20 protein-coding genes and 1 pseudogene are annotated in these 21,658 nt (G+C 72.5%); 11 read left to right on the forward strand and 10 right to left on the reverse strand.

The window, feature by feature from the left end; all coding sequences use genetic code 11:
• Nucleotides 1–20: 20 nt before the first annotated feature.
• Together ACQP0N_RS30275 and ACQP0N_RS30280 are read right to left on the reverse strand one after the other, a co-directional pair.
• Nucleotides 21–1,133 carry a YgfZ/GcvT domain-containing protein gene (locus tag ACQP0N_RS30275; protein WP_433115824.1) on the reverse strand — a complete coding sequence of 371 codons (1,113 nt, stop codon included), beginning with the start codon at nt 1,131–1,133 and terminating at the stop codon, nt 21–23.
• Nucleotides 1,130–1,558 (reverse strand): Fur family transcriptional regulator, encoded by a 429-nt coding sequence (locus ACQP0N_RS30280; protein WP_355050863.1) that lies wholly within the window; start codon nt 1,556–1,558, stop codon nt 1,130–1,132. The genes ACQP0N_RS30275 and ACQP0N_RS30280 overlap by 4 nt, the downstream gene beginning before the upstream one ends.
• Nucleotides 1,559–1,627: 69 nt before the next feature.
• On the opposite strand from ACQP0N_RS30280, the gene ACQP0N_RS30285 reads away from it, so the two are divergent.
• Nucleotides 1,628–2,509: an aminotransferase class IV gene (locus ACQP0N_RS30285; RefSeq protein ID WP_433115826.1), complete on the forward strand. Its 882-nt coding sequence runs from the start codon at nt 1,628–1,630 to the stop codon at nt 2,507–2,509.
• Nucleotides 2,510–2,513: 4 nt separating this feature from the next.
• On the opposite strand, the gene ACQP0N_RS30290 is transcribed toward ACQP0N_RS30285, so the two are convergent.
• The gene (locus ACQP0N_RS30290; protein WP_355050865.1) at nt 2,514–3,104 is read right to left on the reverse strand and encodes an FABP family protein; all 591 of its coding nucleotides are present in this window, start codon (nt 3,102–3,104) and stop codon (nt 2,514–2,516) included.
• A gap of 7 nt (nt 3,105–3,111) precedes the next feature.
• Nucleotides 3,112–3,216: a small membrane protein MtfM gene (gene mtfM, locus ACQP0N_RS30295; protein ID WP_267897534.1), complete on the reverse strand. Its 105-nt coding sequence runs from the start codon at nt 3,214–3,216 to the stop codon at nt 3,112–3,114.
• A gap of 12 nt (nt 3,217–3,228) precedes the next feature.
• Here mtfM and ACQP0N_RS30300 point away from each other — a divergent pair, with 12 nt between their 5' ends.
• From ACQP0N_RS30300 to ACQP0N_RS30310, 3 genes are all read left to right on the forward strand, one after another.
• Nucleotides 3,229–3,603 carry a DsrE family protein gene (locus ACQP0N_RS30300; RefSeq protein ID WP_433115829.1) on the forward strand — a complete coding sequence of 125 codons (375 nt, stop codon included), beginning with the start codon at nt 3,229–3,231 and terminating at the stop codon, nt 3,601–3,603.
• Nucleotides 3,604–3,674: 71 nt separating this feature from the next.
• A complete protein-coding gene (locus ACQP0N_RS30305) occupies nt 3,675–4,055 on the forward strand; it encodes an SCP2 sterol-binding domain-containing protein (RefSeq protein ID WP_433115831.1) in 381 nt (126 codons plus the stop codon).
• Nucleotides 4,052–6,106: an amylo-alpha-1,6-glucosidase gene (locus ACQP0N_RS30310; RefSeq protein ID WP_433115833.1), complete on the forward strand. Its 2,055-nt coding sequence runs from the start codon at nt 4,052–4,054 to the stop codon at nt 6,104–6,106. Before ACQP0N_RS30305 ends, ACQP0N_RS30310 begins: the two co-directional genes overlap by 4 nt.
• 9 nt (nt 6,107–6,115) lie before the next feature.
• On the opposite strand, the pseudogene ACQP0N_RS30315 reads toward ACQP0N_RS30310, so the two are convergent.
• Nucleotides 6,116–6,975, reverse strand: a pseudogene (locus ACQP0N_RS30315) (hypothetical protein).
• Between the two features lie 151 nt (nt 6,976–7,126).
• Here ACQP0N_RS30315 and ACQP0N_RS30320 point away from each other — a divergent pair.
• Entirely contained in the window at nt 7,127–11,518 is a 4,392-nt protein-coding gene (locus ACQP0N_RS30320; RefSeq protein WP_433115835.1) for a S8 family serine peptidase, read from the forward strand.
• A gap of 71 nt (nt 11,519–11,589) precedes the next feature.
• Here the strand turns inward: ACQP0N_RS30320 and ACQP0N_RS30325 are convergent, their stop codons facing one another.
• From ACQP0N_RS30325 to ACQP0N_RS30345, 5 genes are all read right to left on the reverse strand, one after another.
• Entirely contained in the window at nt 11,590–11,910 is a 321-nt protein-coding gene (locus ACQP0N_RS30325) for a DUF1416 domain-containing protein (RefSeq protein ID WP_433115837.1), read from the reverse strand.
• Between the two features lie 2 nt (nt 11,911–11,912).
• Nucleotides 11,913–12,761: a sulfurtransferase gene (locus tag ACQP0N_RS30330; protein ID WP_433115839.1), complete on the reverse strand. Its 849-nt coding sequence runs from the start codon at nt 12,759–12,761 to the stop codon at nt 11,913–11,915.
• Between the two features lie 209 nt (nt 12,762–12,970).
• The gene (locus ACQP0N_RS30335) at nt 12,971–13,135 is read right to left on the reverse strand and encodes an Ms5788A family Cys-rich leader peptide (RefSeq protein ID WP_433115841.1); all 165 of its coding nucleotides are present in this window, start codon (nt 13,133–13,135) and stop codon (nt 12,971–12,973) included.
• Nucleotides 13,136–13,164: 29 nt separating this feature from the next.
• Nucleotides 13,165–13,962 carry an LmeA family phospholipid-binding protein gene (locus ACQP0N_RS30340; protein WP_433115843.1) on the reverse strand — a complete coding sequence of 266 codons (798 nt, stop codon included), beginning with the start codon at nt 13,960–13,962 and terminating at the stop codon, nt 13,165–13,167.
• Nucleotides 13,963–14,067: 105 nt separating this feature from the next.
• On the reverse strand, nt 14,068–15,120 hold the full coding sequence (locus ACQP0N_RS30345; protein WP_433115845.1) for a hypothetical protein: 1,053 nt from the start codon (nt 15,118–15,120) through the stop codon (nt 14,068–14,070).
• 241 nt (nt 15,121–15,361) lie between these two features.
• Here ACQP0N_RS30345 and ACQP0N_RS30350 point away from each other — a divergent pair, with 241 nt between their 5' ends.
• The 6 genes from ACQP0N_RS30350 (at nt 15,362) to pstA (ending at nt 21,649) form a co-directional block, all read left to right on the forward strand.
• Nucleotides 15,362–16,081 (forward strand): winged helix-turn-helix transcriptional regulator, encoded by a 720-nt coding sequence (locus ACQP0N_RS30350; RefSeq protein WP_357129003.1) that lies wholly within the window; start codon nt 15,362–15,364, stop codon nt 16,079–16,081.
• A 136-nt stretch (nt 16,082–16,217) separates the two neighbouring features.
• Nucleotides 16,218–17,099 (forward strand): polysaccharide deacetylase family protein, encoded by an 882-nt coding sequence (locus ACQP0N_RS30355; RefSeq protein ID WP_433115847.1) that lies wholly within the window; start codon nt 16,218–16,220, stop codon nt 17,097–17,099.
• Nucleotides 17,100–17,186: 87 nt separating this feature from the next.
• On the forward strand, nt 17,187–18,113 hold the full coding sequence (mshD, locus tag ACQP0N_RS30360; RefSeq protein WP_433115849.1) for a mycothiol synthase: 927 nt from the start codon (nt 17,187–17,189) through the stop codon (nt 18,111–18,113).
• 213 nt (nt 18,114–18,326) lie between these two features.
• Complete coding sequence (pstS, locus tag ACQP0N_RS30365; protein ID WP_433115851.1) at nt 18,327–19,433, forward strand: phosphate ABC transporter substrate-binding protein PstS; 1,107 nt, start codon at nt 18,327–18,329, stop codon at nt 19,431–19,433.
• Nucleotides 19,434–19,472: 39 nt separating this feature from the next.
• A complete protein-coding gene (pstC, locus tag ACQP0N_RS30370) occupies nt 19,473–20,564 on the forward strand; it encodes a phosphate ABC transporter permease subunit PstC (RefSeq protein ID WP_433115852.1) in 1,092 nt (363 codons plus the stop codon).
• The gene (gene pstA / locus ACQP0N_RS30375) at nt 20,561–21,649 is read left to right on the forward strand and encodes a phosphate ABC transporter permease PstA (protein WP_433115854.1); all 1,089 of its coding nucleotides are present in this window, start codon (nt 20,561–20,563) and stop codon (nt 21,647–21,649) included. The genes pstC and pstA overlap by 4 nt, the downstream gene beginning before the upstream one ends.
• The last annotated feature ends 9 nt before the right edge of the window (nt 21,650–21,658 follow it).

A 21,658-nucleotide genomic window follows, 5' to 3' on the forward strand; every position in this document is an offset into this window, starting at 1 on the left:
GGCGATCCTAGACGTGCCGGTCAGGACGGGTCGATCGCCGCCGCGGTCTCGCCGATCATCAGAGCGGCGTCGTCCGGGACGTTCCGCTTCAGGACGGCGAGCGCGACCTGACCCAGTTCGTGGTGCAGCACGGCGGTGCCCACGAAACCCACCGCCCGTCCGTCGAGGGTCACCGGCGTACCGGCCGTCGGCGGCTGGTCGGTGGTCACCCCGTCGAGGTGCAGCAGCACCAGGCGGCGCGGCGGCCGGCCCAGGTTGTGCACGCGGGCGACCGTCTCCTGACCCCGGTAGCAGCCCTTGTCCAGGTGCACGGCCGGGCCGATCAGGTCCACCTCGGCCGGGATCGTCCGGTGGTCGGTGTCCACCCCCACCCGGGGCTGCCGGGCGGCCACCCGGATCGCCTCGTACGCCCAGAGGCCGGCGACCGGCACGCCCGCGCCGCGCAGCTCCGCGACGACCTGCTCCATCGCCGAGCGGGGCACCAGCAGGTCCACCCCGAGGAGGCCGCGTCGCGCCCAGCCGCCGATGGGCAGCGGGCGGACGTCGTACCGGATGCCCGCGCGGGGTGGCACGGCGCCGGCGGCGAACTTCGGACCCGGCACCGGGAGCAGGTCCGGTGCGGCCAGCCCGGTCACGCCGAGCGTCCCGACGGCCTCCGCCGCCGCCGGACCGACAAGCGACAGCAGCGCCCGTTCGGCGGTGGCGTCGCGGGGGTCGACCTTGCTGAAGAACCGCATCTTCTCCAGGTACGCCAGCAGTCCGTCGGTCGCTCCCGGCTCGGTGTCCAGCCAGGTGGTCTCGCCGTCCTCGGCGACCAGGGCGTGCTGCTCGACGTGCCCGTGCGGGGAGAGCACCAGCAGTTCGGTGCCCTCACCGGCGGACAGCGTCGACAGGTGCTGCGAGGTGATCGTGTGGAGCCAACCGGCACGTTCCTCGCCGGGCACCGCGACGATCCCCCGGTGCGACCTGTCGACCAGGCCGACCTCGGTGTCCAGCACGCGCTGCTCGCGCAGCGGATCGCCGTAGTGCGCGGCCACGCCCCGCACGCCCGCGGCGACGTGCGCCGGGTCCGGCTGGTCGCGGCTGGCCTCGTCGATGCTCTCGACGGCCACCGCGCCCGCGATGTCGATCATTTGTGGTCCCCGTTCTCGCACCGGCCGCAGACGCCGAAGAGTGACACGTGCCCGATGTCCACCCGGAAGCCCCGCTGCGCCTCCAACTGGTCGGCGAGCGGACGGAGCAGCTCCGGATCGATCTCGTCGATCGCGCCGCACTCCCGGCAGACGAGGTGGACGTGTTGGTGCTCACCCGCCGCGTGGTAGGTCGGTGATCCGTGCGACAGGTGGGTGTGCGTCACCAGGCCGAGCCGTTCCAGCAGCTCCAGAGTGCGGTAGATGGTGGTGATGTTGACGCCGGCGGCGACCTCCCGCACGGCGGCGTGCACCCGCTCCGGGGTGGCGTGGCCCAGATCGAGCACCGCCTGCAGGACGAGCTGCCGTTGCGCCGTCAGCCGCAGCCCACGGGCCCGGAGCATTTCCGCGAGGGAGGATTCGGACACCGTCCGATCATAGTTCGGCGAACGCGCCGACTCCCGACGCGCGGTTGTCCCCCGCTACGCTCGACGGTCATGGTGACGTCGTCCGTCGGCAATGTCCCGGCCACGCCGAGCGCGCGGATCGCCGTGCTGGGTCGGGGCCCGATCCCGGCGGACGAACCCGTGCTCCGCGGCGACGACCTGGGCGTCCTGCGCGGCGACGGGCTCTTCGAGTCGATGCATCTGCGCCACGGGCGACCGTGGCTCCGCGACGAGCACCTGGCCCGGCTGCTCACCGCGGCGGCGGCCGTCGACCTGGACCTGCCGCCGACCGATGCGCTGACCGAGCTGCTCGACTCCGTGCTCGTGGGCTGGCCGGCAGAGGTGGAGGGCGCGTTGCGGCTGGTCTGCACCCGGGGCTCGGAGGCCGGCGGTCCGCCCACCGTCTACGCCACGCTGACCGCCGTCCCGGCGTCGTCGCTGGCGGCGCGACGGAACGGGATAACCGTCGCGGTCCTGCCGCTGGGGGTACCCGCCGACGCGCGTACCGGGTTGGACTGGCTGCCGGCGGGCATCAAATCCACCTCGTACGCGGTCAACAGCGCCGCCCGCCGCTGGGCGCAACGGGCCGGGGTGGACGACGTGCTCTGGGTCTCGTCCGACGGGTACGCCCTGGAGGGGCCGATCGCGAACGTGGTGTGGCTCACCGGCGACACGATCTGCACGGTGCCCGCCGCCACCACCGGCATCCTGCCCGGCACGACCGTCGCCTGGCTGCTCGCCCACGCGCACGAGCTGGGCCTGAACGGTGCCGAACGGATGGCCACGCCAGCGGAGTTGCACGCCGCCGACGGGCTCTGGTTCAGCTCCTCGGTACGCGGACTCGTCGAGGTCCGGATGCTGGACGGGGTACGCCGGGACCCCTGCCCGCGTACCCCCGCCCTGCACGAACTGCTGGGTTTCCCCGTCGACTGAGCCGTCAGCCGCCGACCCGGACGAGCCGTGCCGACAGGTGCGGGCTGAGCGGGTGACCCATCGCGGCCATCTCCTGCGCGTACAGCAGCGCGCCCTCGACGATGCCGAAGAGCCGGTGACCCCCCGTGACCTCCTTGGCGGTCGCCGTCCGCACCACCGCGTCGGTGGCGAACTCGACCTGGGTCCCGGTGCGCTTGCCGAGGTGCAGCTCCATCACGCCGGTCGGAGTCGTCAGCAGGGCCTCCAGCTCGTCGGTGGCCCGGCCGTCCACCAGGACCGGCCGCCACCAGCCGACCTCACGCCCGGCCGGGCGAACGGGCCGGCTCTGCTCGTCGAGGATCCAGGCCCGCGACTCGTAGTGCAGGAACGGCCGGCCGTCGTGGCTGATCCGGATCTCCTGCGCGTAGTCGAAGTCCTCGATGGTGGGGAAGCCACCCTTGCCCCGGCCCCGCCACAGACCGATGTACGGCAGGAGTCCGTCCAGCGCCGGGTGCAGCTTCGGCCCGACGCGCAGGTCGTGGCTCTCCTCGTACGGGTACTCCTCGACCGGCGGCGCGTTGAGCCACGGCGGTTGCAGCGGATTCTCGTCGCTCACTGTGCGCTCACCAGCGTCCCCTTGAAATTCTCACTGCCAGATACACCAGGCCACCGGCGAGTGCGCCCAGGCCGGCGACCAGCAGGCTGACGAACCCGATCTCGGTAACCATCCCATCCATCCTATGCTGGGCCCCATGGCCCGCTCTCTCGTCGTCAAGGTCACCGCCGGCGCGGACGCCCCGGAGCGGTGCGCGCAGGCGTTCACGGTCGCCGCCACGGCGGTCGCGGCCGGCGTGCACGTCTCGCTCTGGCTGACCGGGGAGTCGACCTGGTTCGCGCTGCCCGGTCGCGCCCAGGAATTCGAGCTGCCGCACTCGGCGCCGCTGGCCGAGCTGCTGCACGTCATCCTGACCAGTGGCCAGGTGACCGCCTGTACCCAGTGCGCGGCCCGTCGGGAGATCGGCCCGGAGGACGTACTGCCCGGTGTGCGGATCGCGGGCGCCGCGGTCTTCGTCGAGGAGGCGTTGGCCGAGGACGCCCAGGCGCTCGTGTACTGACCCCTGACTCAGCCGGGTAGCGGAGTTCGGATACCGACCCGGCAAACCGAAGCGCTGCCTACGATTCGGATGTGACCGAGGCGACCCAGCGGTTCTTCGAATCCCTGCCGGCGCGGGCACCGACGGTCCTGCGCGGCCTGGTGGCCGGAACCCTCCAGATCGACCTCGGCACCGACCACCAGACCGAGCACTGGCTGGTCCGGATGCGGCCGGGCGAGGCGCGGGTCACCCGCGAGCGAGGTCCGGCGGACGCCATCTGGTACAGCAGCTCTGCCCTGTTCGCCAGGTTGGTCGCCGGTGAAGCCCAGGCGCTCGCCGCCGTGCTGCGCAACGAGAGCACCTTCAGCGGTGACGTGGTGCTCTTCCTGGCCTTCCGCCGTTTCTTTCCGGACCCACCGGGCACGCGGGACCCGCGCGAGGTCGCCCGCGAGGCAGTCGGGCGGCGCTCGTGAAAGACCTCGTCAGCATCCTGGACGGCAACACCTTCCTGGTCACCGACCACCGCGGGGACATCGAGCCGTCCTTCGACTTCCCGACCGGGCTGTTCTCGTTCGACACCCGCTTCCTGTCGAGCTGGGTGCTCACCCTCGACGGGCAGCGGTTGCACGCCCTCTCCGTTGACTCCAGCGAGTCGTACCGGACCACGTTCTTCCTCGCGCCCGGCGAACCCACCCACTACCTGGACGCCAAGGCGTCGGTCATCCGCAGTCGGGAGATCGGGAGCGGCTTCGACGAGGAGCTGACCGTCCTCAACCACTCCGGCGAGGAGGCCGAGTTCATCGTCCGGGTGGAGATGGGCAGCGACTTCGCCGACCTGTTCGAGATCAAACACGCCCAGCAGAAGGTGGGCCGGACGACAGTCGACGTGACCGAGAACGAGCTTCGCCTGACGTACCGGCGGGAGGCCTTCCACCGCGAGACACTGATCCGCTCCACGGTGCCGGTGCAGGTCGACGCCGCGGGGATGACGTTCCGCGTCCGCATCGACAGCAACAGCGAGTGGACGACCCGGCTGCACATCTCCACCGTCGTCTACGGGGCCTGCGGCGAGGACATCCGGGCCACCCTGCCGTACGCGGGCGGGCGCGGCGGGGACGCCATCCGGGCCGAGCACCGGGAGCTGATCGACCGGGCGCCGAAGCTCGGCTGCGACTGCCAGCCGCTGGCCGGGGCGTACCGGCGCAGCCTCAACGACCTGGCCGCGCTGCGCTACGAGTCGATCGCCCTGGGCGTACGGCTGATCGCCGCCGGTCTGCCGTGGTTCATGACCCTGTTCGGTCGGGACAGCATCATCACCTCGTTGCAGGTGCTGCCGTTCCTGCCGGAGCTGATCCCGCCGACCATCCAGATGCTCGGTGGCCTCCAGGGACACCGGGTGGACGACTTCCGGGACGAGGAGCCCGGCAAGATCCTGCACGAACTGCGGTACGGCGAGACCGCCGGCTTCGAGGAGCAGCCCCACTCGCCGTACTACGGCTCGGCCGACTCGACGCCGCTGTTCGTCATCCTGGTCGACGAGTACGAGCGCTGGACCGGTGACACCGCGCTGGTCCGACAGTTGGAGCCGCAGGTCCGCGCCGCGTTGGACTGGATCGACAGCTTCGGCGACCTGCTCGGCACCGGCTACCTCTGGTACCGCACCCGCAACCCGGAGACCGGCCTGCAGAACCAGTGCTGGAAGGACTCCTGGGACGGCATCTCGTACGCCGACGGCCGGCTCCCCGGCTTCCCCCGGGCCACCTGCGAGTTGCAGGGCTACGCGTACGACGCGAAGGTCCGCGCCGCCCGGCTCGCCCGCGAGGTCTGGAACGACCCGGCGTACGCCGACCGGCTGGAACGGGAGGCGGCGGAGCTCAAACAGCGGTTCAACCGCGACTTCTGGATCGCCGACCGTGGGTACTACGCGCTCGCCCTGGACGCCGACGGTCAGCAGGTCGACGCGCTGACGTCGAACATCGGGCACCTGCTGTGGAGCGGGATCGTGGACGAGTCACGGGCCGGCAAGGTGGTCGAACACCTGCTCGGGCCGCGGCTCTTCTCCGGCTGGGGGGTGCGGACCCTGGCCGAGGGCGAGGGCCGGTACAACCCCATCGGCTACCACGTGGGCACCGTCTGGCCGTTCGACAACTCGATCATCGCCTGGGGGTTGACCCGGTACGGCTACCGGGAGGAGGCCGGGCAAATCTGCGACGCCATGCTGGCCGCGTCGGAGTACTTCGGCGGGCGGCTGCCGGAGGCGTTCGCGGGCTACGCCCGCAGCCGCACCGGCTACCCCGTGGAGTACCCCACCGCGTGCAGCCCGCAGGCCTGGTCGAGCGGCACACCGCTGCTGTTGCTACGCGTGATGCTCGGCCTGGAACCGCAGGGCGAACACCTGATCATCGACCCGGCCGTGCCGCCGGGCATGGGCCGGGTGGAGCTGCTGGACATCCCCGGTCGCTGGGGCCTCATCGACGCGTTGGGGCGCAGCCGCGACCCGGACGATCGAGGCACGGGCGGCTGAGGCGCCCACTCAGCCGGGGCAGCCGACGGTGGCGGCCACGCGTGCGGCGTCCGGGCCGAGTTCGGCCAGCACGGTGACGTCACCCGCGCGGTACGCGTACACCGGGGGTTGTCCAGCAGTGGGGCGCCGCCGGCCAGCGCGGCGAGGGCGCTGGTCTCGACCGGGCCGGGACCGGCGGCGGACCGTGCGGTACGGGCCAGCGTGCCGTCCGGGCAGGGCGCGGTGACCAGGTCCGGCGCGCTGCCGGTCGGGCGGCCCAGCGCGGTCAGGGCGGCCGTGAGCGCCGCCGCCTCCGGGCCGACGGCGGTGGCCGGCGGCGGGTCGTAACCGGCGCCCGTCGGCCGGCAGCCCGTGTCGACGGTCAACCGCAGCCGGCCGTCCCCGGTCGGCCGCCCGGCGACGGCGACGAACTCCCCGGCGTCGGCGCGTAGTTCCGGACCGTCCAGGCCCGGGCCGACACCGGCCCGCCAGCTCGCGGGCAGCCGGTCGGCGATGCCGGTCAGTACGGCCCGCCCGGTGTCGGCGGGCGCCAACACGGCGATCTCGCGACGCAGCCTCGCGCCGTCGGCGAGCGGGGTGACGCGGCAACCCGCGCTGACCCGCGCCGGTCCCAGCTCCAGCAGCCCGGCCGCGCCGGCGGCCCGGGCCAGCTCGCCGACCGCCCTCTCGACCACCGGGGCGGCCTCGGCGAGGGTGCGCTGCTCGCGCACCGTGGGTGGGTCGTCGCGGACCGACATCCAGGTGAGCCCGGCCAGCAGGAGGGCCCACAGGACGGTCGCGACCAGCAGCCAATGCCGCCCGCGCCGGGCAGGCACCGGCGGGGCGGGGTCGCTCGACGAGGGCCAACCCGTCTGGACAGCACCGCTCACCCGGCCATGGTGTCACGAGCCGTCCTCCGCTCTCGAAAGGCAGTGGTCGACGACCCGACAGCCCGCCTCCCGGCCGGAATAACGCCAGGTCACCGCCCGATCGTTAGGTATTGAGCACCGTCCGAGCAGGTCCCGAACCCAGCGGGACCCCATGTGGGGAGGAACAGTGCTCCAACCACCACCGAATGCGAGATCCGTCCTCTGGCGAACGGCCGTGGCGTGCGTTGCGGCCCTGCTGGCCCTCACCGCCCAACCCGCCGTCGCCGCCCGACCCACGCCCACGCCCGCCCGCGTCGACCAGCGGCTGCTCCGCCAGCTCGGCACGACGGGCACCGGCAGCTTCCTCGTCTACCTGCGCAGCACCGCGCCGGTGGCGCGGACCGCCAAGCTGCGTGACCCGGACGACCGGGCCCGCGAGGTGCACCGGCTGCTCACCACGACCGCCACGCGCACCCAGAAGGGTCTACGCACGCTGCTCAGGACCCGCAAGGCGGCACACACCCCGTACTGGATCGCCAACGCGGTCCGCGTCACCGGGAATCGCGCGCTCCTCGACGAGATCGCCAAGCGGCCCGACGTGGCGAGGATCGAGCCGAGCCGCAGCTATCCCCTGCTGCGGCCCACCCCCGCGACCGGAAGCCACGCGGAGGCGAACGGCCCGGAGTGGGGGCTCACCAACATCAACGCCCCGCAGGTGTGGAGCGAACTCGACGACCGGGGCGACGGCGTGGTCGTCGCCACGATCGACAGCGGCGCCCAGTACGACCATCCGGCGCTGGTCGGGGCGTACCGCGGCAACCTCGGCGGTGGCGTCTTCGACCACGACCACAACTGGTACGACCCGGCCGGCGTGTGCCCCGGCGCCGCGCCCTGCGACAACGTCGGCCACGGCACACACACCACCGGCACGATGGTCGGCGACGACGGCGCGGGCAACCAGATCGGCGTCGCTCCCGGCGCGAAGTGGATCGCCGCGAAGGGCTGCGAGACCGACTCCTGCACCGACGCCTCGCTGCTCGCGGCCGGCCAGTGGGTGCTGGCCCCGACCGACCTGAACGGGCAGAACCCCCGCACCGACCTGCGCCCCGACGTGGTCAACAACTCGTGGGGCGGCGCCGGCGGCGACCCGTGGTTCGAGCAGACCATCGCGGCCTGGCGCGCTGCCGGCATCTTCGGGGTCTTCTCCGCCGGCAACGACGGCCCGGCCTGCGGCAGCGCCGGCTCACCCGGTGACAACGCCGACGCGTACGCCGTCGGCTCGTACGACGTGCAGAACACCATCTCCGACTTCTCCGGGCGGGGCGCCGGCACCGACGGGCGGTCGTACAAGCCGAACGTGGCCGCGCCCGGCAGCGACGTGCGCTCCAGCGTTCCCGGCGACTCCTACGCCGCGTACGACGGCACCTCGATGGCCGCGCCGCACGTCTCCGGCACGGTGGCGCTGCTCTGGTCGGCCGCACCGACCCTGAGGGGGGACGTCGCCGGGACCGAGGAGCTGCTGGACCGGACCGCCCGCGACGTCGACGCCACCGCCTGCGGAGGCACCGCCGCCGACAACAACGTCTTCGGCGAAGGTCGGCTGGACGCGTACGCGGCGGCTCGGGCCGCGCCACGCGGCGCCGTCGGACGCATCACCGGCACGGTCACCACGGCCGGCGACGGTGACCCGATCGCCGGCGCGACCGTCGGCGACGGCGCCCGCAGCGTCACCACCGGCGCGGACGGCCGGTACGCGCTGACCGTGCCGGCCGGCGAGGCGACGGTCACCGTCAGCGCCTACGGGTACGCCGGACAGAGCGCCACCGTCACCGTCACCGAGGGCGGGGCGGTCACCCGGGACTTCGCGCTGACGGCCAACCCGACGGTCACCGTGGCCGGCCGGGTCACCGACGCCTCCGGGCACGGCTGGCCGCTCTACGCGCGGATCGAGGTCGCCGGCCGTCCCGGTGGACCGGTGTTCACCGACCCGGGCACCGGCCGGTACTCGTTCACGGTTCCCGGCAACGCCACGTACCGGCTCACCGTCACCGCCCGCTACCCCGGCTACCGTACGGTCACCCGGGACGTGGTCACCGGCGGCGACCCCGTGACGACCGACCTCGCCGTACCGGTCGAGACCGGATGCACGGCGGCCGGCTACACCGGCAGCTTCGGCGCTCCCCTGCTGACCGAGAGCTTCGACAGCACCGCGACGCCGGACGGCTGGTCGGTACGGAACCGTACCGACGACGGCGGCTGGACCTTCACCGACGCGGGCGAGCGGGGCAACCTCACCGGCGGCAGCGGCGCCTTCGCCATCGCCGACAGCGACCGTCTCGGCTCCGGCCGGACCCAGGACACCGACCTGGTGACCCCGAGCGTCGACCTGCGCGGCACACCGGCGCCGGTGCTGCGTTTCCACAGCGACTGGCGGGCGGTCGGCGTGAGCGACACCGCCGACGTGGACGTCTCCACCGACGGCGGCACCACCTGGACCACGGTCTGGCACCAGACCACCAGCCGGCGCGGGCCGGTCGTCGAGGAGGTGCCACTCGACCCGGCGGCCGGGGCCGCCTCGGTACGGGTCCGGTTCCGCTTCCACGGCAGCTTCGCCTGGTGGTGGCAGGTGGACGACGTGCAGGTGGTCAACCGCGACTGCGTACCCGCCCCGGGCGGGCTGGTGCTCGGGGTGACCACCGACCGCAACACCGACACGCCGCTCGACGGGGTCACCGTGGCCAGCGCCGACCGCCCGCAGGACCGGGGAAGGTCGGCGGCGACTCCGGACGACCCGACGATGCCGGACGGCTTCTACTGGCTGTTCTCCGGGCTGACCGGGGCACACCGGTTCACCGCCAGCCGGACGCCGTACCAGGTCGCCGCCAAGACGGCGAGCGTGCCGGCCGACGGCGTCCGCCGCCTGGACGTCGCGCTGGCCGCCGGTCGCCTCACCGTCACACCGGCGGCCGTCCGGTCGTCCCAGCCGTACGGCAGCACCCGGACCGCGAAGCTGACGGTGCGCAACACCGGCAGCGCGCCGGCCGCCGTCAACCTGGTGGAGCGCAACGGGCGGTTCGACGCCCTGTCCAGAGCCGGAGCGCCCCTGCGGGAGCAGCGGATCAAGGGGATCAGCAAGACCCGTACCGGCACCGCGTACGGCGCGTCCGGGACCGGGAACGGCCCCCGGACGCAGGACGCCTGGACGGGTATCGCCACCCTTCCGGCGGCGGTCTACGACAACGCGGCGGCCACCCTCGACGGCAAGGTGTACTCCGTCGGCGGCGGTGGTGGCAGCGGCCTGGAACGCAAGGCGTGGCGCTACGACCCCGACACGGACACCTGGGCGGCGCTGCCCGACCTGCCGAGCGGCCGGGCGAAGCCGGTCGCGGCAGCCGTCGGCGGCAAGCTGTACGTCCTCGGTGGCTGGGGCGTCGACGACGACACCGTCGCCTCCGTGGACGTGTTCGACCCGGCCACCGACACGTGGAGCACGCTGGCCGGGCCCGGCAACCCGTTCCCCGTGGCGGCGGCCGGCGGGGCGGTCACCGGCGGGAAGATCTACCTGGTCGGTGGCTGCCAGAACAACGACTGCGCCGAATCGGACCGGCTCGTCGTCCTCGACCCGAGCACCGGCACGTTCCACACCGGCGCGGCGTACCCGCACCCGGTGTCCTGGCTCTCCTGCGGCGGGATCGGCAGCGCGGTCTACTGCGCCGGTGGCACCGGCGACGCCGACTACACCGACGCCTACCGGTACGACCCGGCGGCCGACGCGTGGCATCCCCTGCCGGACCTGCCGGTGGATCTCTGGGGCGCCCAGTACGCGGCGGCCGGTGACCTTTTGGTCCTGGCCGGTGGGGTCACGGCGGCGTCCACCACGGTGACCAACCGGACCATCGCGTACGACCCGGTGGCGGGGAGCTGGCGCGACCTCCCCAACGTCCAGTCCGGTCGGTACCGGGGCGCTGCCGCCTGCGGCGCGTACCGGATCGGAGGTTCGCCGTCCCCCTTCGTCGGCTCCCCGGACGCCGAACGGCTCAGCGGCCTGGAACTGTGTGCCGGGGAGGCGGACCTACCCTGGCTGACCACCAAGCCGGGCACGTTCACCCTCGCGCCGGGGGCCTCCCGGACGGTCACCGTCAAGATGCGTGCCACGGCCGCCGCCGGTGTGGCCCAGCCGGGCACCTACTCCGGCGAGCTGGGTATCGCGTCCGACACGCCGTACCGGGTTACCGCGGTGCCGGCGCGGATGGCCGTCTCGCCGCCGGCGAGCTGGGGCCGGATCCAGGGCACCGTCACGGGGGTCACCTGCTCCGGCGCGACCGTCGGGGTCGCGGCGACGGTACGGGTCAACCGGGTGGGCAGGACGACCGGCTGGACCCTGACCGCGAACCCGCAGGGCCGGTACGTCTGGTGGCTGCCCAAGGGCCGCTACGAGGTGATCGTCGCCAAGGACGGGTGGATACCGCAGACGCAGCGCACCCGCATCAGGGCGGGCCTCGTCGAGACCGTCGACGTCGTCCTCGCTCCGGTCTCGTCCTGCACGAGAGCCACCGGCATCTGACCACGCCCACGACGACGACCGGGGCCGGCCACCCAGGAGGGTGACCGGCCCCGGTCGATCAGAGCGGTGGGTCAGGCGACGGTGACGGACACCTCGTTGATGCCCCGGCCGGCGGTGACGGCGGTGTCGCCATTGCCGTGCCGGGACAGCGCCCGCAGCGTCCAGGAACCCGGTGCGGCGAAGAACCGGAACTGGCCGGCGGCCGAGGTGACCACCTCGGCGGTGAACTCGCCGGTCGAGTCGAGCAGCCGGACGTACGCGCCCGGCACGACCTCGTCCGCCGCCGACCGGACGATGCCGGTGATGACGGTCTCCTTCTCGAGGTCCAGGCTGGCCGGCAGGGGCGCGGCCTGGTCAGGTGCGGCGCAGCCCGCAGCGGTGGGAGCGGTCATCGTCAGGCCTCCCCTGGCTCGTCGCCGAGCGCGACCGGCACGCCGACCAGCGAGCCGTACTCGGTCCAGGAGCCGTCGTAGTTCTTCACGTTGCGGTGACCGAGCAGCTCCTGCAGCACGAACCAGGTGTGCGAGGAGCGCTCGCCGATCCGGCAGTACGCGATGGTCTCCTTGCTGTCGTCCAGCCCCGCGTCGCCGTAGATCTTGCGCAGCTCGTCGTCGGACCGGAAGGTGCCGTCCTCGTTGGCCGCCTTGGACCACGGGACGCTGATCGCCGTCGGGATGTGACCGGCCCGCTGCGCCTGCTCCTGCGGCAGGTGGGCGGGGGCCAGCAGCCGGCCGGCGAACTCGTCGGGGCTGCGCACGTCGACCAGGTTCTTGGTGCCGATCGCGGCGACGACCTCATCGCGGAAGGCCCGGATGGAGGTGTCCGGCTCCTGCGCGACGTACTGGGTCGCCGGGCGGGTCGGCGTCTCGGTGACCAGCGGGCGGGCGTCCAGCTCCCACTTCTTGCGACCGCCGTCGAGCAGCTTGACGTCGCGGTGGCCGTAGAGCTTGAAGTACCAGTAGGCGTACGCCGCGAACCAGTTGTTGTTGCCGCCGTAGAGGATCACGGTGTCGTCGTTGCTGATGCCCCGCTCGGACAGCAGCGCCTCGAACTGGGCCTTGTTGACGAAGTCCCGGCGGACCGGGTCCTGGAGGTCGGTCTTCCAGTCGACCTTGATGGCGCCGGCGATGTGGCCGGTCTCGTAGGCCGAGGTGTCTTCGTCGACCTCGACGAAGACGACGCCCGGTGCGTCGAGGTTCTTCTCGGCCCACTCGGCCGAGACGAGTGCGGTGTCGCGACTCATCGATTCACTCCCTGGTGAGGATGGATGGTGAGCCAACGCGCGAATATCGATGGGTTGAACTGTCGCACCGCGCGCGGGACCCAGCGGAAGGACGGGATCACGGGTTCGTGCGACGGCGCCGCTGCCGGGCGTTCGGTGGGATCACCGGAAAGGGTCGAGGACCCTGCGTGCCGGTGGCCGCCGTCAGGCGGCCGAAAACAGCCCCGCCGTCAGATGACAGGGCGACACAGGCAGGTGGCCACGCGGCACAGGTCGACCGCGCGCCGTTTGGTGAGGTGGGTCCCCATGGTCAGGCAGCCTACCAGCGATCCGGAGGGCCGCCACCGTACCGACCACCATCCGGGAATCGTCCCGCTGCCGGGCCTCTGGGGCATCCCAGCGGCCCGGACCGTTGACGCCGGACTCAGCTGACGGAGTTGATCGGTACGTTCTTCGCGTCGGCCGTGACGGCCAGCCCTTCGGGCAACGGCTGGACCTTGCGGACCGTGAGTTGGAACGGCAGGTCGGGCAGCGGCACGTCGATGGAGATGCTCTTGGCGTAGTTGCTGAGGATCGTGCGGGCCAGCGGCAGGTTCGGGAGCCCGGCGGCGTCCAGGTTGTTGAAGCGCAGGGCGACCGCGCCGTTCTTGGCGACGGTGACGTCGGCGGTGCCGGCGACGGTGAACTTCGTGCCGAGGATGTCGACCGGGGCGCTGACGGCCAGCTTGCCGCCCTGCTCGCCGAGAGTGAGGCCGGGTCGCTTCAGCAGCGCGGCGAGGCTCTCGTAGCTGATCGTGCCGGTGCCGTCGACCGTGTCGGCCACGACGTCGCCCTGCCCGGTCCGCAGCGTGTCGAGCGACGCCCGCACGTTGCGGGCGTCGACGTCCAGCACCGGCAGCCGTACGGCGTCACCCTCGACCGAGGCCTGCACGTCCCGCAGGGAGATGGAGATCCGCTCGTACCGCCCGTCGAGCACCTGGGTGAGGAACGGCATCCCACCGACCTCGACGTCGGGCGCCGAGGACTGCGCGCCCTGCTTGCTGATCTCCTGGCTGACCCGTTCGGCGATGAGCCGCTCGGCTACGCCGACCGCCACCCGGTCGGCGACCACCAGCAGGCCTGCCACCACGAGGAGCAGGACGACCAGGCCGATGAGCAGCTTGCGTCCGCGCCGTCGGGGCCGGGCCTGCTGCTGGTCGTCGACCGGATACTCCTGGGCCACGCCGCCTCCTGTCTCCGCCCGCCGCGACACGGCGGGTCGTCCGAACCGGCGCCGCTGCGCGGCGCACCCGTAGGTACCCGAGCGGCACCGACCTCAACCGTGGGCTCAGAGGAAGAGCATGCACATGGCGTACGCGGCGGGCGCCGCCAGGGCGAACCCGCCGAGCGGCCCCTGCATGTGCCGGGCGACCCACATGGTGGGCGGCTCCCCGGCCATGAGGCGACCCGCCTCCGCGTACCCCACGGCGAGGTCGGTGAGGACGGCGGTGACGGCCGCGACCAGGCCGATCACCGCGGCCCTGGTCGGGGTGAAGGGTGCCACCAGATAGCCGCCGAGCAGCGCGCTGACCAGCGTGCCCACCATCGCTCCGCCGACGACGCCGGCCGCGCCCCGGGGCACCTGCGGGGCCAGCCGGGGCCACGGCAGCACCGCGTCGGTGAGCCGGGCGACGGTGAGCGCGACCCCGCTCGCGGTCAGGCAGACGGTGATCGCCTGGGTGCCGGCGGGGATGCGGCTGAGCACGATCAGGGTGCCGAGGGCCACGACGCCGACCACGATGAGCAGGGTGGCACCGAGGGAGTCGGTGACCCGGACCCGGTCGACGCGGCGGACCAGTTGGCCGAGCACGGCGGCGAGGAAGCCGCCGACGGCCAGGTACCCCAGCGGCGCCAGGCCGGCGATGTCACTTCGGACGGCGGCGACGTCGGCGGCCGCGGCGATGGCGGCACTGATCCCGGCGACCAGCAGCAGCGCCGGTGGGCGCATGGCCATCGTCCAGGCGAGCACGAACAGCAGTTGGACGCCGAAGACGATGACGGCGAACGGCAGGCGGTGACCCGGGCCCGACGTCTGCGCGCCGAGCACCAGTCCCACGCCGAGCAGCGCGGCGAAGCCGGCGATGGTCAGCGCCAGCGGGCGGTGCACCTCGACCGGGGGGACGACCTCCTCCTCCGGCTCGTCGGTCTCCTCCTCGGTACGACGGGCCGGCTCTCCGGCACGGCGGGCCCGGCGCGGTCCACCTCCACGGCGCTCGCCGTCGGCGACAGCCGGTCCGGTGCGCGGCGCGGGTGGGTGGCCACGGGTCGGAGCGGCCGGACCCGGACGGGGGCCGTCGGTCCACGAGTCGCGGCCGGCGTCGGGCGAGGTGGAGGGAAACACGCCCCGATCGTGCCAGATCGACCGCCCGGTGCAGTGGTCGCGGGTTTCAGTAACGTTAAAACCTGTGCCACGATCAGGGGCAAGCTAGACAAACGGGAAATGGCCTGACGGTGCAGCCGAGGCGATCGGTTACGCTCAACGCGTTACCCGCCCGTCAGCGACGCCGGGACCACGCAATTTCTCAGCGCACTCCCTCACGAGTGTGTCTGGTCGCGTGCGGCGATGCGCCGCCGGGACGGAGGTGATCGTGGAAATCCTGCTGCTGGTGACCGCGCGCGCAGGCGAACCGTCGGCTGTGTTGCCGGCTCTCGACCTGCTGCCACACTCGGTGCGTACCGCGCCGCGCGACGTCCGCACCCTTGTTGCCGGGCCCAGCCCCGACGCGGTGCTGGTGGACGCCCGGTCGGAGTTGAGCGAAGCCCGGGCGACCTGCCGGATGCTGCACGCCACCGGGCTCGGGGTGCCGCTGGTCGCGGTCGTCACCGAGGCCGGCCTGATCGCGCTGAACGCGGACTGGGGCGTCGACGACGTCATCCTCGCCTCGGCCGGCCCCGCCGAGGTGGAGGCCCGGCTGCGGCTCGCGGTCGGCCGCCTGAGCAACGCGACGGCCGGCGCCGGCGGCTCGATCCGGGCCGGGGAACTCACCATCGACCCGGACACGTACGCGGCGAAGCTCAAGGGCCGCCCGCTCGACCTCACCTACAAGGAGTTCGAGCTGCTGAAGTTCCTGGCCCAGCACCCGGGCCGGGTGTTCACGCGCGACCAGCTGCTGCGCGAGGTCTGGGGGTACGACTACTTCGGCGGCACCCGGACGGTGGACGTGCACGTCCGACGCCTGCGCGCCAAGCTCGGCTCGGAGTACGAGTCGATGATCGGCACGGTCCGCCAGGTGGGCTACAAGTTCGTCGTACCCCCCTCGCGTTCGCTGCCCGAGACGGAGCACGCGCCGCTGCCCGTCTAGCGTCGCGCCCGATTCCCCATATGCCCCTTTTGCGCAGCTCGGCAGTCCTATTCTGACTGCCGGGTTTGTCGCAAAAGGGGGCAAGGGTGCGCGCAGGTAACACGGGGGCGACGGGCCGGGGGCTCCGGCCGACCGGGTGGAAGCCGTGACACGGGTCAGCTCGACCGCGCGCGCGGCCGGGATCGTGACGGTGGTGGTGGCGGCGCTGCTCGGCTCCGCGTACGTGCTGGGCCGTAGCCTCGTCCCGGACCAGACCCGGCAGCACGCCACGGGCGTCACCACCGACGCCACCGGGCCCCACTACGCCGACCAGCCTCCCGAGCAGCCGTCGACCGAACACCCGAGCACCAGCCAGAGCGCCGCCGGTCCCGCCGAGGCCGGCCAGGACGGCACGGGCCGGGACGCCGGAGGCGACCGGCTGTTCGGCGCCCACACGGACACCGGCACCGCCCGACTCGCGCTGACCTTCGACGACGGGCCGGACCCGCGCTACACCCCCCAGGTCCTCGCGATGCTGCGCGAGTACGACGTCAAGGCAACGTTCTGCGTGGTGGGCGAGAACGCCCAGGACCACCCCGACCTGATCCAGGCGATCGTGGCGGACGGCCACACGCTCTGCAACCACTCCTGGCACCACGACGTCTCGCTGGGCAACCGGTCCGCCGACCAGATCCGCACCGACCTGATACGCACCAACGAGGCCATCCGGGCAGCGGTGCCGGACGCTCCGATCGTCTGGTACCGCCAACCCGGCGGCGCCTGGACCTACCCGGTGGTGACGGTGTCCCGGCAACTCGGCATGACCCCGCTGCACTGGTCGGTGGACCCGTCGGACTGGCAGGCGCCCGGCGCCAACAAGATCGCCACCACGGTGCTCACGCAGGCGCAACCCGGTGCGGTCGTCCTCATGCACGACGCGGGCGGCGACCGGCAGGGCACCGTCGACGCGCTGCGCCGGATCCTGCCCGAACTCACGGCGCGGTACGAGCTGGAGGCGCTGCCCACCGACCCCACGTGAGCCGGCCAACTCCCTGAGGCGACGGGTCCGGGACGCTACTCGGGCGACCGTCCGGGACGCGCCTGACGCAACGGCTACGGTGACGGGATGAGCAGTGCGGAACCGACCAGCGACCAGGTCACCCGGACCGACCGACTGTCCCCAACGGAGATCGCCGGCGTACTGGCCCTGGCCCGTACGGCGGGCGACACCGACGGCGCGGACCCGCTGGACGAGCACGTCCTGCTCCGCCTGCGCGACCCGGACGCTCCGGCCGTACACCTGCTCGCCCGCGCCGACGACGGCACGCTGACCGGGTACGCGCACCTCGACACCACCGACCCGGTGGACGGAATCGGTGTCGAGTTGGTGGTGCACCCGGCGTACCGGCGGCGTGGCACCGGCCGGGCGCTCGCCCGGGGAGTGCTCGCCTCGGCGACCGGACCGCTGCGGGCGTGGGCGCACGGCGACCACCCGTCGGCGGCGGCGCTCGCCGTGGACCTGGGGTTCGCCCGTGCGCGGGTGCTCTGGCAGCTCCGCCGACCGTTGGCGGCTCCACTGGGCGAGCCGCGCCTACCCGACGGGGTGGCGCTGCGCGCGTTCCGGCCGGGGGCGGACGACACGGCGTGGCTGGCCCTGAACGCGCGGGCCTTCGCCGAGCACCCCGAGCAGGGCCGGTGGACCCCGGACGACCTGCGGGTCCGCCTCGCCGAGCCGTGGTTCGACCCGGCCGGTTTCCTGCTCGCCGAGGAGACCTCGACCGGTCGGCTGCTCGGCTTCCACTGGACGAAGGTGCACGAACGGCCCGGTTCGGCTCGGATCGGCGAGGTGTACGTGCTCGGGGTGGAGCCGACCGCGCACGGCGGCGGCCTGGGCCGGGCGCTGACCACCGCGGGGCTCGCGTACCTGCGGGACAGGCGGGGCCTGGACCGGGTGATGCTCTACGTCGACGACTCGAACACCGGGGCGGTAGCGCTGTACGAGCGGCTGGGCTTCGCCCGGTGGTCCGCGCACATCAACTACCACCTCGGCTGAGTGGCAACGGGCACTGAAGTGCCCCGGTTCACTTAACGGACAACTCACCCTCAGCGAGCGGTCACCTCGGGGGCCGTACCTGTTCACCCTGCGTTCACTTGCGACCGGCGAACCGGCTACCTGGCACTTCTAACTTTCGTGTCAGCCGGTCAGTGCCGGTCCTCGGGCCCCGGGATCGGGGCGCCAAGTCAGACGCGAAGGGAAACCCCTCAGGTGAAGCTCCAGCGGTACGGCACTATTGCCTGCCTCGCTCTTGCCGCGACGCTCGGCCTCAGTGCATGCGGCTCGGACAACAACGAGCCCACTTCCGGCGCCAGCGCCTCGGGCTCCGCCGCCGCGGTCGACTGCGGTACCGGCACGGTGAACGCACAGGGCTCGTCGGCCCAGAAGAACGCCATGGCCGAGTGGATCAAGGCGTACCAGCAGAAGTGCGCCGGCACCACCATCAACTACGAGGCTTCCGGTTCGGGCGCCGGCATCCAGGCGTTCATCGCCGGGACCGCCGACTTCGCCGGCTCCGACTCCGCGCTCAAGCCGGAGGAGCAGCCGCAGGCCGACGCCAAGTGTGCCGGCGGCAAGGCCATCCACCTGCCGATGGTGATCGGCCCGGTGGCCGTCGCCTACAACGTCAGCGGCGTGGACAACCTCCAGCTCAAGCCGGCCACCCTGGCGAAGATCTTCGCCGGCAAGGTCACCAAGTGGGACGACGCCACGATCAAGGCCGACAACCCGGACGCCAAGCTCCCGGCGACCACGATCCAGACCGTCCACCGTTCGGACGAGTCGGGCACCACCGACAACTTCACCAAGTTCCTCTCGAAGACCTCCGAGAGCGACTGGACCTTCAGCAACGCCAAGGCCTGGAAGGCCCCGGGCGGCACCGGTGCCAAGGGCTCGGACGGCGTGGCCAGCTCGGTCAAGGGCGCCGACGGCTCCATCGGCTACATGGAGTGGTCGTTCGCCGAGAACGCCGGCCTGAAGATGGCCAAGATCGGTAACGGCAACGGCGAGTTCGCCGCGCTGACCGCCGAGGCCGCCGGCAAGACCATCGCCGGCGCGGCCGTCGAGGGCCAGGGCGACGACCTCAAGCTGAAGATCGACTACAACACCAAGGAGGCCGGGGCGTACCCGATCGTCCTGGCGACGTACGAGATCGTCTGCAGCAAGGGCCTCGCGGCCGACAAGCTCAAGCTGGTCAAGGGTCTGCTGGGCTACGCCGCCAGCGCCGAGGGCCAGAACTCCCTGACCGACCTCGGCTACGCCCCGCTGCCGGAGACGGTCCGCACCAAGGTCGAAGCCGCGGTCAAGAACCTCTCCTGACCCGACCCCCACACCTCCGCAACCGAATCGAGCGAGCAGATGGGTGAAACCCCTCACCGCTCGGCCGACGCCGGCACCGGCGGGACGCGCGTGACCGAAAGTCACGAGTGGCCCGCCGGTGCCTCGGCGCGTGTGGCCGAGGCACCAGTCAGCACCCGTTCCCCGGGCGGCACCGAGCTGGGCGGCGGCGGCGCTCTGCCGCGCAGCCGCAAGTTCGGCGCCGAGCGGGCCTTCCGCGGCCTCACACTGGCCGCCGGCACCGCCGTTCTGGTCATCATCGCCGCCATCGCGATCTTCCTGGTCGCCAAGGCGGTGCCGGCCCTGCGCGCCAACACCGAGAACTTCTGGTCCTACGAGGGCTGGTCCCCCAACGACACGGAGCCGAAGTTCGGCATCGGCACACTCGCCTTCGGCACCGTGCTCAGCTCCGCCCTCGCGCTGCTCATCGCGGTGCCGGTGGCGCTGGGCATCGCGCTCTACCTCTCGCACTACGCGCCGCGCCGGCTGGGCACCGCGCTCGGCTTCCTGGTGGACCTGCTGGCCGCTGTGCCGAGCGTGGTCTTCGGCCTCTGGGGCCGGGACGTCTTCAGCAACCCGGTCCGGGACTTCTCGGTCTGGCTGAACGAGTACTTCGGCTGGATCCCGATCTTCGGCGGCGACGGGCCGTTCGGTAAGTCGATCATGTTGGGTGCCCTGGTGCTCGCCATCATGGTGCTGCCGATCGTCACCTCGCTCTCCCGCGAGGTGTTCCTCCAGACGCCGACCGCCAACGAGGAGGCCGCCCTCGCCCTGGGTGCCACCCGCTGGGAGATGCTCCGCACCGCGGTGCTCCCCTACGGTCGGCCCGGCATCATCGCCGCGGTGATGCTCGGCCTCGGTCGGGCGCTCGGCGAAACCATCGCGCTGGCGCTCACCCTCGGCATCACCTTCGGCATCTCGTTCAACCTGATCCAGAACGGCGGCAACACGATCGCCGCCAACATCGCCAACGCGTTCGGCGAGGCGAACGAGACCGGGCGGGGCGCGCTCATCGCCTCCGGCCTGGTGCTGTTCACCATCACGCTGATCGTCAACATCACGGCGCGGGCGATCATCTACCGCCGCCGGGAGTTCACGGAGTCGGCCGCATGACCACAACCGTCACCTCCCACCGCACCCGGCCGCCGGCCCAGCCCGCTTCTCTGCGGGCCAAGCGCCTGCCCTGGTACGCCGCACCGGCCATCGCCGTGGCGGCCCTCGCGCTCTCCGCCGTGATCGTCTACGGCGGAGACATCGGCGGCCCGGTCCTCGTCGTCGTCCTCGGCGCGATCCTCTACCTGGCCGGGCTCTTCGCCGCGGCCAACGTGGTCGAGGGACGCCGGTCGGCCCGCAACCGCACCTGGAGCGCGCTGATCCACTCCGCGTTCGTGCTCGCGGTGCTGCCGCTCGTCTCGGTCGTCTGGACGCTGGTCAGCAAGGGCACCGAGCGGCTGGACGGCAACTTCTTCCAGACCTCGATGAACAACATCGGGGCCCGGGACGCCAACGGCGGCGCGTACCACGCGATCGTCGGCACGCTGGAGCAGGTCGGCATCGCCACCCTGATCACCGTCCCGCTCGGCATCCTCTGCGCCATCTACATCGTCGAGTACGGGCGGGGCCGCTTCGCCTTCGCGATCCGGTTCTTCGTGGACGTCATGACGGGCATCCCGTCGATCGTCTCCGGCCTCTTCGTGCTGGCGTTCTGGGTGCTGATCGTGTCGCCGTGGTTCAACGACGGCCGGCCGAGCTTCTCCGGCTTCGCCGCCGCGCTCGCACTGAGCGTGCTCATGCTGCCCACGATCGTCCGGTCCACCGAGGAGATGCTCCGCCTCGTTCCGCCACCGCTGCGTGAGGGCGCGTACGCGCTCGGCGTACCCAAGTGGAAGACCATCCTGCGGGTGGTCCTGCCGACGGCGCTGCCCGGCATCGTCACCGGCGTCATGCTCGCGATCGCCCGCGCGGCCGGCGAAACCGCGCCGGTGCTCCTCGTCGCGGGCGGCGGCGCCGCCATCAACACCAACCCCTTCGAGAACAACCAGTCGTCGCTGTCCCTCTTCGTCTACCAGCAGGCCGGTGACGCGTCGAAGTACGCGCCGGCACGGGCGTGGACCGCGGCACTCACGCTGGTCGCCCTCGTGCTCATCCTGACGATCGCGGCGAAACTGCTGGCCCGTCGCAACGGGCTCAGCCGATGAACCCCGGAG

Origin of the sequence: Micromonospora sp. CA-246542, assembly GCF_050942905.1 — a bacterium.
In the GTDB taxonomy this organism is placed as follows: Bacteria; Actinomycetota; Actinomycetes; order Mycobacteriales; family Micromonosporaceae; genus Micromonospora.